This window comes from Pseudoalteromonas sp. OOF1S-7, assembly GCF_022347765.1.
Taxonomy (GTDB): Bacteria; Pseudomonadota; Gammaproteobacteria; order Enterobacterales; family Alteromonadaceae; genus Pseudoalteromonas.
The window spans coordinates 41394-56105 of sequence record NZ_JAKRFZ010000020.1; the positions used below are offsets into that span (position 1 = coordinate 41394).

Annotated in this window: 10 protein-coding genes, 1 other RNA gene and 1 pseudogene; 3 read left to right on the forward strand and 9 right to left on the reverse strand. The window is 43.4% G+C overall.

Annotated features, from left to right (window positions below; all coding sequences use genetic code 11):
- Positions 1 to 65 precede the first annotated feature (65 nt).
- Both MHN33_RS20775 and MHN33_RS20780 read right to left on the reverse strand, forming a co-directional pair.
- Positions 66 to 542 (reverse strand): GNAT family N-acetyltransferase, encoded by a 477-nt coding sequence (locus tag MHN33_RS20775; RefSeq protein ID WP_239400987.1) that lies wholly within the window; start codon positions 540 to 542, stop codon positions 66 to 68.
- 120 nt (positions 543 to 662) lie between these two features.
- The gene (locus tag MHN33_RS20780) at positions 663 to 1445 is read right to left on the reverse strand and encodes an FRG domain-containing protein (RefSeq protein WP_239400989.1); all 783 of its coding nucleotides are present in this window, start codon (positions 1443 to 1445) and stop codon (positions 663 to 665) included.
- A gap of 142 nt (positions 1446 to 1587) precedes the next feature.
- Here MHN33_RS20780 and MHN33_RS20785 point away from each other — a divergent pair.
- Positions 1588 to 2790 (forward strand): annotated as a pseudogene (locus tag MHN33_RS20785) (IS4 family transposase).
- A 190-nt stretch (positions 2791 to 2980) separates the two neighbouring features.
- On the opposite strand, the gene MHN33_RS20790 reads toward MHN33_RS20785, so the two are convergent.
- The 4 genes from MHN33_RS20790 to MHN33_RS20805 all read right to left on the reverse strand — a co-directional run bounded on the left by MHN33_RS20790 (position 2981) and on the right by MHN33_RS20805 (position 6463).
- Positions 2981 to 3316, reverse strand: a complete 336-nt coding sequence (locus MHN33_RS20790; protein ID WP_239400991.1) for a hypothetical protein — start codon at positions 3314 to 3316, stop codon at positions 2981 to 2983.
- 140 nt (positions 3317 to 3456) lie between these two features.
- A complete protein-coding gene (locus MHN33_RS20795) occupies positions 3457 to 4287 on the reverse strand; it encodes a GIY-YIG nuclease family protein (protein ID WP_239400993.1) in 831 nt (276 codons plus the stop codon).
- Positions 4288 to 4346: 59 nt separating this feature from the next.
- On the reverse strand, positions 4347 to 4676 hold the full coding sequence (locus MHN33_RS20800; RefSeq protein WP_239400995.1) for a hypothetical protein: 330 nt from the start codon (positions 4674 to 4676) through the stop codon (positions 4347 to 4349).
- A gap of 785 nt (positions 4677 to 5461) precedes the next feature.
- Positions 5462 to 6463 (reverse strand): sphingomyelin phosphodiesterase, encoded by a 1002-nt coding sequence (locus tag MHN33_RS20805; protein WP_239400997.1) that lies wholly within the window; start codon positions 6461 to 6463, stop codon positions 5462 to 5464.
- Positions 6464 to 6814: 351 nt separating this feature from the next.
- On the opposite strand from MHN33_RS20805, the gene MHN33_RS20810 reads away from it, so the two are divergent.
- On the forward strand, positions 6815 to 7711 hold the full coding sequence (locus tag MHN33_RS20810) for a hypothetical protein (protein WP_239400999.1): 897 nt from the start codon (positions 6815 to 6817) through the stop codon (positions 7709 to 7711).
- A gap of 140 nt (positions 7712 to 7851) precedes the next feature.
- On the opposite strand, the gene MHN33_RS20815 is transcribed toward MHN33_RS20810, so the two are convergent.
- The 3 genes from MHN33_RS20815 to MHN33_RS20825 all read right to left on the reverse strand — a co-directional run bounded on the left by MHN33_RS20815 (position 7852) and on the right by MHN33_RS20825 (position 13115).
- Entirely contained in the window at positions 7852 to 11046 is a 3195-nt protein-coding gene (locus MHN33_RS20815) for a hypothetical protein (protein WP_239401001.1), read from the reverse strand.
- A gap of 914 nt (positions 11047 to 11960) precedes the next feature.
- Positions 11961 to 12057, reverse strand: an RNA gene (gene ffs, locus MHN33_RS20820) — signal recognition particle sRNA small type.
- Positions 12058 to 12215: 158 nt separating this feature from the next.
- Positions 12216 to 13115, reverse strand: a complete 900-nt coding sequence (locus MHN33_RS20825; protein ID WP_239401003.1) for a DUF3014 domain-containing protein — start codon at positions 13113 to 13115, stop codon at positions 12216 to 12218.
- Between the two features lie 442 nt (positions 13116 to 13557).
- On the opposite strand from MHN33_RS20825, the gene MHN33_RS20830 reads away from it, so the two are divergent.
- On the forward strand, positions 13558 to 14703 hold the full coding sequence (locus MHN33_RS20830) for a patatin-like phospholipase family protein (RefSeq protein ID WP_239401005.1): 1146 nt from the start codon (positions 13558 to 13560) through the stop codon (positions 14701 to 14703).
- Positions 14704 to 14712: the final 9 nt, after the last annotated feature.

A 14712-nucleotide genomic window follows, 5' to 3' on the forward strand; every position in this document is an offset into this window, starting at 1 on the left:
ACAAAATTAACAAAAATGAGCACCAGCTATATATTTTTCCTCAATGCCATAATTGCTTGTTAGGTTTAGAGTTTTCGCCACATCAATTGCGCATCAGTACCATAACTTTTGCACACGCTTTCTGACAACGGTTTAAAACCTTGCCTTTGCCAAAACAAACTTGAATTCTGGACTGAAACCAATCTTATTTCTCTGAAACCCGAACCAGTTGCAGCCTCAATCAGATGCTTCATCAGCATTGAGCCGATGCCTTGACCAAATGAGGAGCTGGAAACTGCCAAGTCATGAAGAAACAAGATGTCCCCTTCAGTATCTGCAGGTAAGGCGTTAAACAGCTTCGGGGGCTGCTCTTTATTCCAGGAGTGTGCTAATAAATAACCCTTTAGCTCTTGCCTGTCTCGATAGATAAAACAACAATTGGGGGTTCGATTCCATTTATCCTTTAACACGTCAACACTTTCAGGTTCAACAAGCAGATAGACCTCTGCTTGTAGTGCCAGTATGTCAGGCCACGCTGATTCCCTGATTATTTCTATCGACATACTCAACTCTAAAATACTCTTGGTCTAATGCCTTAGCATGGGGAAAATATAGCTTTCTAGAATAAGCAACAAAGGAGCGAAACCTAACTGTACCTTTCCTTATTTAACACCTTGCTAGATTTAATATTTAGCTGTTATCAAATGCTTATTACAATATTCAGATGCACCCGTTAAATCTGGAAACAAAGTAGAGTGATTGATGTTCATCCTATTTAAATATCTCAAACAATCTTGAACACCTTCTGATGGTATATTTATTTTTAATAGCTCTAACACATTTTTTTGTCCGGGGTGTGACTTTATCCACGTTTCTAGATCAATGTTGTTAGGACCTCTAGTAAATAGACCTCTTTGGTTAACTAAGCGACTATTTTCATCTGATAACGGTCTAACTATTTTTACAGTTGGCTTTTTATTGTTAACCAGCTTCACGTCATTTTCTCGTATGTATTGATTGTTTTTATTGATAATCCCTTGTGACAATGAAAAAACTGAAAAGAGTTCATGGTTCTCCTTATGAGCAACAGAGGCAGCAAAGTATAATGCTACAAAAGGAGACTCAGTCCAATCTAACAAAGGTGTTGCTAAACCATGGTGTTGTCCTAATGCCCACCAGTCATTATCAGTTTTTAAGTCTGGCGGGTTTGCTCCTCGTCTTCCTCGAGTTTCATATTTAAAGTTTTTAAGGTGTTTTTTTCTTTTTGACGAAGTTGGACTTTTAACAATACGATCTAGTGTGGGTTCAAGCTTCCATTCACTGCTACCGTGCCCTCTATAAACATAGCTTGTATAATCCAACATTTCTTGGTTTATATAATCAGAGAAATATTTCCAAGAGCTTAAATTAATTTCTATAAACCCTTTATCAAAATTCTCTTCGATCCATCTTGGTTTTCTAGCCATCAATTACTCCAAACTTCAAATTAAACCTAATGCCCTACACTGAGGGATCCCCTGGCAATTATATTTTAAATCAATATGATGGACACACTCGGCATTGTTTTATCTAATCTATTTCGCCAAAGACCAAATAGATAACAATACCATGCGTGATATCACCATCCTACACGATATGCTCAGAAAAAACTGCCCCCAAATTCATGCCCGGCGCCTGGATTCATTAATGCCAGCAACTGAGACTTTGCTCGATAGCAAGCAGCTCTCATTTACAGAGCTGGGCCGAAATACGAAAGGCCCTGTCGCTGCCAAGTACAACAATAAACATATGAACCGACTGCTTGGCAACACCGCTATGCATAACGATCGACTTGCTATTTACCGCTTCCATGCGCGCCTGATATGTGGCGCTAATCCCATGCCTATCTTGCTGGTCGACTGGGCCGATGTGCGAGAACAACTGCGGCTGATGACGTTGCGTGCTTCCGTCAGCATTCAAGGGCGCTGAATGATCGTGTATGAACGCACTTTCACCTTTGCTCAATACAATTCGCCTAAGTCCCATCAATTGTTCCTTGATGAACTCGCCAGTATCCTGCCTGATAAATGTATTCCACTCATCGTGACCGATGCCGGCTATCGAAATACCTGGTTTCGACAGGTCGATAAAAAAGGTTGGTTCTGGCTCGGGCGGGTGCGTGGTAAAGTCACTTATCAGAATGATAACAGCGAAGATTGGCATTTAAATCAGGCACTTTATCCATCAGCAACTCCTCGTGGACGTTATATTGGAGAAGTAAAGCTTGGGCGAAAAAGCCCAATTAGCTGCCATCTTCATTTATATAAAGCCAAACAACAAGGCCGTACTGACAGGCGCTCTTCAAAGGCTGGCAGGCATCATACCGCACAAAAAAGTTATCGGACTGGCAGTAAGGAGCCTTGGCTATTAGCCACTAACCTGCCCGCAGAATTGTTCAAACCCAAACGTGTCGTCTCACTTTACGCCAAACGCATGCAAATCGAAGAAAGCTTTCGAGATCTGAAAAGCCTCCAATACGGTATGGGCCTGAGACGTAGTAAAAGCCGATACCCCAGCCGGCTCGATATACTGCTATTACTCACCTTGCTAGCGACGATTACTCTCTGGTGGACCGGCCTGTATGCTCAGCACTCAAATTGGCAACGAAAGTTCCAGGCAAATACAATCAGAGATCGTGCTGCGCTGTCGACTGTCAAGCTTGGTAAAGAGGTTAGGCGACGAAGCGATCATGTTATGATCAGGAAGCAGTTACACTGGGCTATACGTGAATACGTGCGCTTGATACATCAACTAGGGAGGCCTGAATTATGAGGGGTTCCCCCAGCAGCTCAACTAAACGGAAAAACTTGTTGAGCTATAATCGCGAAGTGATGGCCCAATGAGTTTTTTCCGCTTTGAGTTGTTTTGTTGTGTTTCATTCATGTAAAACTTTAACTTTTTCACAACGTTGCCACCCTTGACCTGTAGGGTTATTTTCCCTACAGCCACCGACCTGTGCATGCTATCCTTTTCCTGACCACCCACAATTTGGGTTTTTCCAGTCTCCAAATTTGATTGCGGAAGTTTCTAGCTTTTTATCCACATTTTCTGGTGAATCCGGACCGTGCAACCATTCGATGTCTTTACTTATTTGACTTCTTCCTTTTTTGTCGACATCGTGAGCTACTTTACACATAACTGGAGTTCCTTGACAAAGGTCATTTTCATTACATTCAACTAATAATTTAGGTTTATAACGTAACAAATCATAAATATATCCACCAATAATTGAAGCGATTACACCCCATATAAGAATGCCAATCAGGTGTGATCTAAAAAAAGTTGAATCAATCTTCATTACTCAAATTTCCCAATGCAACATAACACCTTGCTCACCGGCACATACTGCGGAGAGCGTTTTTGTGTAAAATGGAGCGCAGCGACAACACAAAAACGAGCGTAGCAGTATGTGTCCGCGTGCAGCAATTTGCTAGGTGCTTAGTTTTCATTTAAACCAAAAGCCCGAGAGCCGAGCTTGTTTTTATAGAAGTTTTCATATTCGACAACTTCTTTCTGTGTAAGAGACTTTGGCAAAGTACGCAATATTGAAAATCTGAACTCACGATGCATATCATTACCGTTGCCACAGATTTGCTTTAACAGCTTATTACCGCAATGGCCAGTTATTGCGTAATTTTGCCACCTGCCATAGATGCCTTGCGAGCCACATGCGGAGCCAACGTATTGCGCCCCTGTACTAGGCTGCAATATTAAATATATGCCTGCTACATTTGACAACGCAGACTGCCATTCTCGGTTTGCCTCTGGATGATTGAAAATACGGCTTAGCTCATCAAAATTTAGAACAAAATCGAGATAACCAGGGAATGGCCTCGCATAGCCGGCGGGCAAAATTTCGACAACTTCTTTTTCCGTAATCCATTGGTGCCAAGACCTTGTAGATTGCCCCCAGTCTATAACTACTCTTTCTTCTAAATCCTCAAACCCACTGACTTTTTCAAGTTGGTAAAACCAACTATCTGGATCTTCAGGCATTGTGTAATTATTGGGAAGGCATATTTCCCGAATACGACAACGCTTGCCTACTTTGTAGACTCCATACAACCTTGCCTTACTGTAGGGCAACCCAATAAATGAAACCATGTATTCACAATCTAAAATTGGTCTAGATTGGCATGCTTGATATGTTTCAAGTTGACCTGTAGTCATCAACTCATAAAGATCATAGCGTTGATCTTGATGGCGAACGAGCTTGATTTTTTTGCTCGTATCCATGCCTCTTAATTTTAGTAGTTCTACGATATTCATGATGAGCTATGCGAGCACCTAACGCTTGCGTCCTTTGGTTTAGGCACTTGTTAGGTGCTTTATGCACATACCCATGTACCATTAGGGTTTTGTTTAGCTCCTGAGTATTCTCCGCCAACAACCCACGTACCATTTGGATTTTGTTTAGCACCTGAGTATGCGCCACCACAGACCCAAGTACCATTCGGATTTTGTTTAGCACCTGAATATGCACCACCAACAACCCAAGTACCATTCGGATTTTGTTTAGCGCCTGAATATGCACCACCAACAACCCAAGTACCATTCGGATTTTGCTTAGCACCTGAATATGCACCACCAACAACCCAAGTACCGTCTGGGTTTTGCTTTGCTCCAGAATATCCTTTGTATTTCACTACATCTGACATGTTGACTCCTTAATTTGAAAATCACTTAACAGTGTATTAGCGTGAATACCGGTTAAACCCCGCTCCCAGAGCCTCACCAACCCACCACTAAAAGTATTTATTCATAATAAGAAAAATAACCTACCACCAAGTCTCCCACTGCTCAAGCCAAATTGGCTTTGTTGAAACCGAGCCTTGTTCATAGCGAGACTTGGGGTCTCGTTATGTAAATCTACTAACCTTTTGAATCTATTCAACTTAAATCATAACTTCACTTATACGAGACCTTCAGGCGCGGAGAAAACGAGAAATTTGACATGGAAGCCGACGGTATTCACTTACACCTGAATAAATACACAGTACTTAATATTAAAGGTGCTCTTTACCATTTGGAATAGTGATCTGGTTAGGTTTATCCCGGCTCGGACGCGCCAGAAGTGATAGCGGGGTCTGCTAGGTTCATCATTATCACGGTACTGATGCGTTGTATTTAGGTGGACCCCGACCGCAAGCGTCCGGGATGACAGTGGGCCTGTTCGATTCATCAGTACCACGGCGCAGCTACGTTGTATTTAAGTAGCTCCCGGCTCGCAAGCGTCCGGGATGACAGTGGAGTCTGTTAGGTACGTCAATATCACGGCGCTGCTACGTTGTATTTAAGTAGACCCCGGCTCGCAAGCGTCCGGGAAGACATCCGGATCTGTTAGGTTCACCGATACCACGACACTACTGCGTGGTATTTAAGTCAATCCCGGCGCGCAAGCATCCGGGATGACTACGGGGCCCATTCAGCAAGTGAGCGACACTTATCTAAACTCAAAGTTAACCTGTACCGGGTAGTGATCAGATAGCTCGTTGTAGTAGCCGTTGTGATAATAGCGGCCGCTGCTTAGGTTCCAGTTGCCGCGCAGGTAGCTCCAGTACCAGTTTTGCTGTGCTTTGGGATAACGTACTTTCATGCTGGGTGTGTTGCTTGGCTGTTTATGGTCGCGGTGCCAGAAAACGTAATCGAGTGTGTCGTTGTAATCCAGGCTGTAGTCAAAGTAGTAGGCGTTAGCTTTGGTGAACCAGTTGTATTTTGCCGGAAATGAGCCTATCTGCGGCGTCTCGAAGTTCAGCACTGCGCGTGATGTTGCAAGCATATCGGCCACTTCATCTTGCTTACTCCATTCTACGTTCATATCGCCACCAATAATAACCGGCTCGCTGGCAGGAATATTTTCGGTGCTAATAAACGACTGAATCTCACTCAGCTGGCCCATGCGCACACGGTGCTCCTGAGCGGTGTCGCCGTCGTGAGTTGCCTGCAAGTGCGTGCCTACCAGGTGATAACGTTGATTGTCTTTTTCAATTTCTACGTAAGCAAACCCTTTGTTTGACAGATAGTCCCAGCTGCCGTTCAGGCTGTTTTCAAACACATGAGCCTTTTGTGTGATGATTGGGTATTTAGACAAAATAACCACGCCACCACGGATCACAAAAGGACTGTTCGAACAGTTGCCCGTTAGTTTGTCCCAGCCGCTGCCACTACAGTCCTGACCAACGTTAGGTGTCTGATGAGGGTAAATTGCCGAAAGCGCATCCAGCGCCTGCTCGGCATCGCTGTTAAAGGCTTCACTGATCAGGATCACATCCGGGCGGTCGCTCATAGACGCCAGCACCGAGGGCAAACGTTCAGCCCGGTTCTCCTGATCCCAATCCTGTACGTTAAGTTGCATAATATTGTATGCCATCACTTTCAGCGAATCGGCCATACTGTGGGTGCTCATCAGCATTAGTGCACAAAGCAGCGCGTGCTTAGCTTTCATTTTACGTCTCCGAAATCTCATTGTTATTTTTGTGTTGTTAATAATTTTTTACACCTGAGCTCTGCACGGCATTACCTGTGAGTAAAAAATTTCGCAGCACACATTAGTCACAAAAAGTGACACTCAGATTTCTACAAACCGTTATTTTTATTAAACTTTAATTGTATTGGCATGACGTTTTTAAGGCTTTTTAATGATCACAGGATAAAACCCCGAAGCCAGACAAGAGGTAGATTAGCTTTACACTAAAACCACGGTTAACTTTGCATTTACGCAAGCGCTTGGATTGATCCTCACAGAAAAAAACAATACAATAATGATTCTCATTTGCATAAAAGGAAACATTACAAAATGAAAATACTCTCTGTCCTGCTGCTTTTGCTGTGCTCACTGCCGGCTTTTGCAAAAAAGCCCATCCGTGTTGTTGATGTTGGTGTGATGGGGCTCGCCTCGCACGATTTGTTCCAGTGGAATACCCAGGCCCGCGAAAATGAAGAAAACGGTCGTTTTGACCTGAGTACGATTTTTGACTACGCCGACGGCACCCGAATTCATCAGGGCGGTAACCCTAAAAACTCATCAAATGCAGCGGTGTATTCAATCACTCAGAATCTGGTGAGCTTCTATGCGGGTAAAAAAGCCGCGTTGTTGATGTCCAGAACAGTTACTGAAGAGCAGGCTCACATCATCGCGCGCCAGCAAACGGTTGCCTTCTTTATGGGTATGGTCAAAGAGTCTTACGAGCGCTTTACCAATGCCAGATTCCCAGACTATGCGCTGGCGCAACATGTAACGGACGATGAGCAAGGCGTTATGCGCGCACTGCATGACATCCTGCCTGGCAAAATCTACGTGAACCGTAACCTGACGCGCGAAGTGTTTGAAGTCACTGACTTCAGACTGGCCATGACTCAGCTGTCACCAACTGAAATGATGAAGCCAGTGAAGTTTTACGACGGTAAATACGATGAAGAATACCTGCATGTCGTCGTCCCTGGCTTCCCGGATCCAACCATCATCAACCTGCAAGCCATTGACCAAAGCTTTATTGCAGAGCAAACGAATTATAACCTCGACGACATGCTCGCCGAACTACAATTCTATGGCCAGTTTCCCTTCTTCGGCAACCTGGTGCACTTCACCAGCTTCGGTTACCACCTGGAAAACCTGTTTGCCAAAGGCATTTGTAACAAGTACGTCGATGGTAGCCCAAATACCTGGAATACCGTTGCGGTAGAGTGTTATTGATCCACTTGATTGATATGCTGCTAAATGGCGCACTTGTTCTTTAGAGGGCAAGTGCGTTTTTTGTAACTAACGACGGCATAAGAAAGTGGATTGCTATTTATGGAATAATTTACATCTTAGTCTAATCAAAGTATTCAATGCTAAACTTTTTCACCATCTTTTGTTACCAATTCAAATTTAAGGCATGGTGTATTCTCAGTAAAAGTAACCTTCATCCAATATTTAAAGGTCAACTTACCAACAGTATCACTACCGTTATTCAGTTTGAAATCCACATCGACATATTGGTCATCAGCTATCTTACGAAAGCATACTTTGTGAAATAGCTCTTTACTAGTAAGCAAGCTATAACCAACATCACTATAGTTTAATGAATAGACCTCACAATTGCCAACATGGCAAATATACTCATTGTCAAAACCATCTTGGCGGCTAATATTGTGTCTGTCTGCGATTTCTAGCTCATAAGATGATTTTCGTAACATGCTTTTTAATTCTCGATCCCCGACAAACAGCACCGGACACGCCATTGACTTTGAAGTTCTTTGAATATCTGAAAGGAGGCAATCTTTATCAGTATAGTAGTATGATGCAAATTTTGGATATTCGAGTAACGACATTAATATGTTTTCTTTAAGGTTATTTGAAACACAGTCAAGCATCCAGGTTTCTTCATTAATCGGCCGATTCGTATCAATTCCTAGGGCAACTCGTTCTTTTGCATAGTCCGAGATATTCACATCAAAAGAAAAATTGTCGTCAAGATCAACTCCCAGTTCAATATGCTCAAAAAGCACTAGAGGGAACTCAGGCTCGTTTTTATCACTTAAGATGGCCGAGCTAGCTACACCAAAACTCGCAAGCCTCTCAGTGTCTATCTCAGCATCCACAACAAGCTGACTCTGAACATTACTAATGCTCGTAATGATACCTTCTACTGATTCAATAAAGTTGGCCTTTAAAGTTTCTAAACTATCAGGATCGACCAGAAGATAATCGCAATCCTCATTGGCAATTTTTATCCAATCATTAAGATCTGATATGAGTGCCTTCTGATCCATATGTCTGAAATACCCTGAGAATATGGCTTCGTTCCAATCGTTTGGTAGTTTCCATATTGATTTCGACATGGAAATAGCAATCTCGACATAGGCTCTTTTCATACTTTGTGGACTACTTGCTCCCCACCCTGTATAAATACGCCCAGAAACTCGTCTTTCTTTGTAAATGCGACCAAAGGACTCTAATATTGTTGATATCCAAGTTCCATAGGTATGCTGTCCATAATCACGATGTCGAATGTATGCACCCAACAAATTACCTGCATTGGAAATAACATAGGGACGCTGCACTCCCGAGCTTGATGGGTGGATACGTGCTCCTGACAATAGAGCGTTAACATATTTAGCCAAAAGATCAGGTTGCTCATTGCCTGGTTTCAAGAGCATGTAGCAAGCTGTAATGACTCTTAAATCGACATGAGCATTTTTAAAAGAGAGAGCAGACGCAGCACTATAATCATAATCGTCTCCTCTGAGGATTAACTGCCAAATGTCACTAGTCGGTTCCAATGCCAGGAAATAATGATTAATCAGCACGGAGTGCCAACCGAACTCTGCATTCCAATGCTCATCATGCGACAGCTTATCAAGCCAATTCAGAAGCATATCAACGCCCCAACCAGCAGCCTCAAAGTTACCGAACCGAAGAGCAGAAATTGCCGTTGACGCTGTAAACTCCAAATGCGTGATATAAGCTGGATATGACTTATTGAAATCCCAAGTTCGCCTTGAAATTGGTTCGATGTACATTATCCAACTTTCCCAGGCACCAACAAAATCATAGAGAATATCCTCGTACTTGCTAGCTATCCTTAAATCACTCGACTCAGAGTTATACGAACGCCATTCGACCAGCATATACCACATATAGTAGCTGCCCTGTATAAGCGATCTCATTTCTTGTTCGATTAAAGCATCTCGACTCGAAAATATGCGCTTATGAAAGTACAGCATGTCTGTATAAAAACGTGAATTATCTGGAATTCGCTCAACAGTCTCTTGTGCTAGACGGTAATACTCCCCCATAAGTTCATCAAGGTAACTTCTACTCAAGAAGCCACTAGCTGGTAATACTAGCCAGTTATCCAAGTTTCCCTCTCCGTTTTTAAACGAAAGGGCTTCTGCAAGCTCGGTGTGCCAAAGAGCTAAGCTTTCAAGAGCGTCCGAGAATTCTCTGGCATCACCATCTCTAATGGCGTCATTTGCGGGACCAATAACAGCATTTAGGACAGATGATAAACCGATACCTACTCTAGGAAATTCCTTTTCGAAGGAGAAAGACAATTTTATTAGAGCTTTTACTAACGGATTAATTTTAAAGCCATCATATAGAGCTAATATCATGGTGTCGCCAGTTACACTCCCTCGCATAGGTTGCACCACTAACTTCGCTCCCTTTATTTTTTTTAATTTCAAGATATTCAATTGAACTCGAATAGCAGAGTTCAGAAGCCACAGTCTGACATCTTTTAAAGATCTTTCCCGTTTCACCTTTCGGGTTATATCTTTATATCCATCGTTAAAATAACTATATGAAAGAACTTCCATAACATTTTCGTCTGGGTTATCTATCAGCTTGTTGCAGACAGAGTTTTCTATAAGTACACCTTTAATTCGGTTGCGAACATCAAGCTCACATGCTTCATGAAGGGAATACCGAAAAATGATCGCCTCACGAGAAGACTCATCCAGCATTCGGAATGTTTTGACAAAAAACCAAGCGGTCAATAGTAAATTTGACGAGAACCACAACGCTGAGGTAAGACAGATAGCTACATATGCATGCTCACTTATTGTCGATCTAAGGAAGTAACCAAAAACAATAAATACTGACAATGTAAGGCCACTTAAGCCCGCAAACATAAACCCGGAGTATTTTTGGTACAAAGGAAAAATTACCTTTTTGGCTGACTTATTCTGAAAAAGAACACTTATAAGACCAACAACTAACGGGTAGACGACCCCTATAATAGTTAATTGACCTCCTAGAAAAACCCCCTGCCATTCAAGAAGCTCCCTCCAGAAAGGAGCATGTTGGATAACATAGGGTTTAACCCACGGTTGCCAAAAAATGAGATTACAAGTTACTAAGGCAGCCAACACCAACGCTTGAAAAATATACATTTTATAGTAGGTCGACCATCGGAAAACACCCTTTTCTAAAAAGCTCCACTGACTATTTAAAAAAGCTTTATTTTTATAAATCGACTCTTTAATTTCTTTATTGACTTGAGATGAAAGAGTCCTAAAAAAACGTCCGATTAAAATTTTCATTGATCGTTGTCTACTATACTATTAATGGTTTTTCTTTATTCTCTGATGGTGTTAACGGCTATTAGCTTTACAAAAGATAACGGTTACGCATACCTATATCATCAGAACATAAATGTTTCTAGGTCTGTAGTTTCTGGATAAAAGTTCGGCTCTAGCTCTGAGGTTAAGCAACAATGTGTCGTCATTCACTTCCATTTAATCCAATGATGTTGAGCTATTTCAAAGAGCTAAGCCTTGTCGATAGGCTAAAATTCCCGGGGCAGGCCCGTCCAAGCTTTCACATCAATATTTTTAAAACATCAGAATAGTCTGTCAAGAGCTCCCTATAACTTCTCACTACTGCATACTCAATCCATAAGCATGTTGAGATAATAAAATTCGATTAAGCTGCCAGATACATTGGTTTCAAAAAACCTGTAACTTTTCCATAATAACTCGCAATGTATGACCAGCGTCAACCCAGACATAAAATATATGTTTCAAAAATCATGATTCGAGCAAAAGTAAGCGTGGTTGTGTACTAAGCTACTTTCGACGGCCACATATCACTATACCGAGTAGTTTTCTATCTCTATTTTTCAAATATCCGTGCGATAATAGCATCTGTTTAGGTTTAGAAAATGAATAGCTGGCTCGGTTAAAGTACCATTTACTCATGGGCTATGATAGCAGAGCAATAGGCTACTAATTCGCTTAGATTAGAATTTGCTAATGATTAAGTAAAACGTCACTACATCAGCTTTGTTTCACAAGATAATTCGGTGTAAAAATATGTCAAATTTTAAGTACAACAAAAGGCAATAGAGAACACATAGAAAGTCTGATAGCTTAAATGGAAAGTACTTTTTAGCTTTAGAAGATTTTTGATTTTGAAGTGAAATTTGACACCGCAAACTCTGGAGTTTGGGTGGCAGTCTTACCAGCCACATCCCGGCACACGAGTCATTCGCTGTGGCTGCTTCCTTCCGGACCTGACCAGGTTCACGAACTATCGTTGCGAGAGGACCAATAAGACTACCATTGAGGGCCTTGTTTGGCGCGGGATGAATTATCGCGAGTTTCACGCCGGGTTGCAAGGGTAAATGTGAAAAAGCCCGACTAACTGCTTAGTGAGTATACAATTAGACGGGCTTTGCTGTTTTGGTTGGTTTTTTCTTGGGTTTTTTAGCTTACTTTGCCAGCGCGACTTTTAGGTCTTGCAGGCGCTTTTTCATTTTCTTCATGTTTTCCGGGCCCATGCGCAGGAATAGCTTTTGCGCATCAGACAGTTGCTCCCACTCGGCATAGGCGTATTTGTAGGTCACAGACTCTTGCAGCAACGGCAAGCTGGTTTCCGGGATAGGCGTTTCCAGCAGCTCGCCAATGGCTTCTTGCAAAGTCAGATCGAATTCGCCGCCGTCGTAGCCAATTTCTTCGTAAGCTTCACGAATTAACGGCTTGAACTTGTCGTACGTGCGTACCAGCTGGGCTGTGCTCATCGCATTGAGCATGTTGACGTACGGCGTGTAACGCTCAAAACTGTTCGGATCGGTGATAATGATATCGTCTTCGATCACCATAAAGCTGTCTTTTGGTTTACTGACGGGGAAGTGGTTTTTAGCCACTTTGCCTTGTGCCAGGTTGTCGACGAATACCACGCTGCGGCGGATCATGTCGTCAGTGACCACCAGATCCATAGCAGTGTCATTCAGATAGTTACCAATTTGCTCGCTCAGAGCCACGTCGCTGTCATCCAGAGAAGGAAGCGGTGCAGCAACTGGTTGCTCGGGCTCGCGCTGTGGCAGCGGCTCTGGTTCTATAACGGGTTCTGGCTCTGCAATTGGCTCTGGCGCTAAAGGCTCTTCAACCTCAGTCGCAGGCTCCGGTCGTGCGGTATTGACCACTTCAGTTGGTGTTTTTTCAGGTACTACAACATCCTGTTTGAACTTTGTGTTTTCCTGCTGATTGTCTCGGTTTGAAAGCACAAATATGGCCACAATAACGAGGACCACGACCACGCTTACGGCAAGCAATAAGTGGCTGTTAGACGGCTTGCTGTTCCTTGATTCTGCTGAGTTGTGCTCTGACATGGAAGCTCCATTAAATTTGCTAAACGAATTAGTTGCACTTACGGTAACTAAAGTACCAGATTGGGCGTTTGGCCGCTTATCAGGCAACAAAAATAATCTATAATATACAAAAGATTATAGCCCATCGCAGGTCCCTTTGACGACACTTGCGTCTGCAACCTATGGCATTTTTAGTCTCTTTAAACGCGTATACTCACAAATGCATCCAATATTGGTGAGTATTCATTAAAAGATATCGCATCCGTGACAAGGTGCAATATCAATTACCGCTTAGTGAGCATATGGGCGCAATATGAATCGTCAATGAATTTGTTTCTGATCCGCGATATATTGCGGTTTTACTAAGTTAAACAAATCGTTATAGTAGGTATAGTCGGCTTATCAAGGCCTAAAATTATTTCTCAAATCAACCTCTGTTAATTTGCGCGGTTTAAGGAAGCATATGAGTCAGCATCACAGTTCGCGTTCATGTCCTCGTTCAGCACTGCTGCTAACCGGTGGTGGGGCCCGGGCTGCCTACCAGGTTGGCGTGCTAAAAGCGCTGGCTCACAGCCTGCCCAGAACCGCCCCGCTGCCCTTTCGGATTATTAACGGCACATCGGCTGGGGCCATCAACTCCGCCGGTCTGGCTTGTTATGCCTCGAATATGCATCTGGCGATCCGTAAAATAGAGACAATCTGGAAGAACTTTCATACCGATATGGTTTACGAGAGTGGCTTTGTCGGTGCGTTTGGCCACATTCTGGGTAATATGATGCGCAGTTTTCAGGCTGAATACATCAATCAGCCACCGGCCAGTTTGCTGGATAACACACCACTGCGCCACCTGCTGCGCGAGGTGCTCGACCTGTCGAGGATCGATCGCAACATTCAGCGCGGCTATCTGGATGCCTTGTCGGTGACCGTATCAAGTTACTCAACCGGCCGCTCTGTGGCGTTTTATCAGGCTAAGGACGCGCGCCCGTGGCAACGCGCCAAGCGCATTGGTGTGCCCGATCATATCACTCTGGATCACCTGATGGCCTCCAGTGCCATTCCTATGGTGTTTCCCAGTGTGCGGGTCAGGCATCATTATTACGGTGATGGTTCAATCCACCAGCTGTCGCCACTAAGCCCGTCGATCCATCTGGGTGCCGAGAAGATTTTCGTCATTGGTGTTGAGCAACCAAAAATCCCGACCCCACTTGGCTACGAGCCGCACTTTCCCGGCATGTCGGTAGTTGCCGGTCATCTACTCGATAGTGTGTTCAGCGATACCTTACAATCGGATCTGGAACGACTGGAGCGGGTAAACCGCACGGTCGGGTTACTACCCGCCAGAGATAAACACAAAGAGCTGAAACACATTAAAACTCTGGTGGTCAATCCCACTCATAATTTCAATGAGCTGGCTTTACATTATTACGATGAGCTGCCGATGGCCATTAAGCTCTTGCTGCGTTCTATCGGGGTAAGGCGGCACTCGCCATCGAGTTTGACCAGTTACTTGTTGTTCGAAAAAGCCTATACCCGGGAGTTGATCGAGTATGGTTATCAGGACGGGCTTGCGCGGCTGGACGAAATTCGTGCATTTCTGGAGCTGGATTAACCCATACCA

Bases quoted from the DNA above. Each gene is read 5' to 3' on its own strand.
- MHN33_RS20775 (WP_239400987.1), bottom strand. From the start codon at position 542: ATGTCGATAGAAATAATCAGGGAATCAGCGTGGCCTGACATACTGGCA.
- MHN33_RS20780 (WP_239400989.1), bottom strand. From the start codon at position 1,445: ATGGCTAGAAAACCAAGATGGATCGAAGAGAATTTTGATAAAGGGTTT.
- MHN33_RS20790 (WP_239400991.1), bottom strand. From the start codon at position 3,316: ATGAAGATTGATTCAACTTTTTTTAGATCACACCTGATTGGCATTCTT.
- MHN33_RS20795 (WP_239400993.1), bottom strand. From the start codon at position 4,287: ATGAATATCGTAGAACTACTAAAATTAAGAGGCATGGATACGAGCAAA.
- MHN33_RS20800 (WP_239400995.1), bottom strand. From the start codon at position 4,676: ATGTCAGATGTAGTGAAATACAAAGGATATTCTGGAGCAAAGCAAAAC.
- MHN33_RS20805 (WP_239400997.1), bottom strand. From the start codon at position 6,463: ATGAAAGCTAAGCACGCGCTGCTTTGTGCACTAATGCTGATGAGCACC.
- MHN33_RS20810 (WP_239400999.1), top strand. From the start codon at position 6,815: ATGAAAATACTCTCTGTCCTGCTGCTTTTGCTGTGCTCACTGCCGGCT.
- MHN33_RS20815 (WP_239401001.1), bottom strand. From the start codon at position 11,046: ATGAAAATTTTAATCGGACGTTTTTTTAGGACTCTTTCATCTCAAGTC.
- MHN33_RS20825 (WP_239401003.1), bottom strand. From the start codon at position 13,115: ATGTCAGAGCACAACTCAGCAGAATCAAGGAACAGCAAGCCGTCTAAC.
- MHN33_RS20830 (WP_239401005.1), top strand. From the start codon at position 13,558: ATGAGTCAGCATCACAGTTCGCGTTCATGTCCTCGTTCAGCACTGCTG.